Annotated in this window: 1 protein-coding gene; it reads right to left on the minus strand. The window is 65.7% G+C overall.

Annotated features, from left to right (window positions below; all coding sequences use genetic code 11):
* A partial coding sequence (locus tag ACFQ4H_RS34830; RefSeq protein ID WP_377579546.1) for a hypothetical protein occupies positions 1 to 938 on the minus strand: 938 nt, incomplete at its 3' end.
* Positions 939 to 957: the final 19 nt, after the last annotated feature.

Here is a 957-nt window from a genome sequence, read left to right on the forward strand (position 1 = left end):
TGCTGCTGGGCAATGTCCCGGGTGATCGGCCCGACCAGACCACCCGGCCGACGCTCGCCCGGGTTCGGATGCGTCGACTCCGCAATGGCCGACCGGGCCTGGGCAACCACGTTCTCCGGGGTGAGGTCCGGGAAACGGGTCAGAACGTCATGCGGAATCCCCGGAATCTGATACTGGGTGACCACATGATCACGCAACTCGGCCGGGGTGTACGACGCCAACCGGTGATACCGGTCAGTCGCCGGAATCCGCGGATCCGTGGCGAAGTCCGGCGACCGGTTACCGGTGAGCCCCTGCAGGAACTGCTGCTGCGCCGCGAACCCCTGGAACTCACGCTCGAACGTCAACAACGCCCGCAGTTGCGACGCCTCCGCACGGTCCGGCATCGCCAGGAGCATGTCGTTGAGCAACGCATTGTTGGGCTGCAACGCGTGCATACCCTCGTGCACCACCGTCGCCGCGACCGCGCTGATCGGCCGCGGGAAATGCGCATCACCCTGGGTGATCGGGCTACGGGCCACACCCTCGTGGTTGACGAACGTCACCCCGGACACCGGATCGTAGAACGCCGCCGGACGCTCCCGGATACTCGGCTCCAACCGGGCGAAGTCCTCCGGCGACAACCGCGCCCGCGCATGGTCGAGATCCATCGGCAACGAACGGGCCAGGGTGTTCGCCGCGTGTACCTCGAACTCCGGGCCCATCACGTCACCGATCTTGGCGACCGCGATCGCCTGATCGATCACATGGAACTGATGCGTCTGCGGATCGATACCCATGATCCGGTTCGCCAACTCGACAGAGTTGAGCGGATCAACCCCGTGCAGATCCGCCCATCCCGGATCGGTGACCCGACCCCGCTGGTCGAAGTTCTGCCAGTCACGGTAGTTGCTGGCATAGTCGTTGACCCCGGCGCTCAGGTCCCGCACCCGCTGCACCAGATCACCCAGATCACCC

It is taken from the genome of Micromonospora sonneratiae (assembly GCF_042679305.1).
In the GTDB taxonomy this organism is placed as follows: domain Bacteria; phylum Actinomycetota; class Actinomycetes; order Mycobacteriales; family Micromonosporaceae; genus Micromonospora_H; species Micromonospora_H sonneratiae.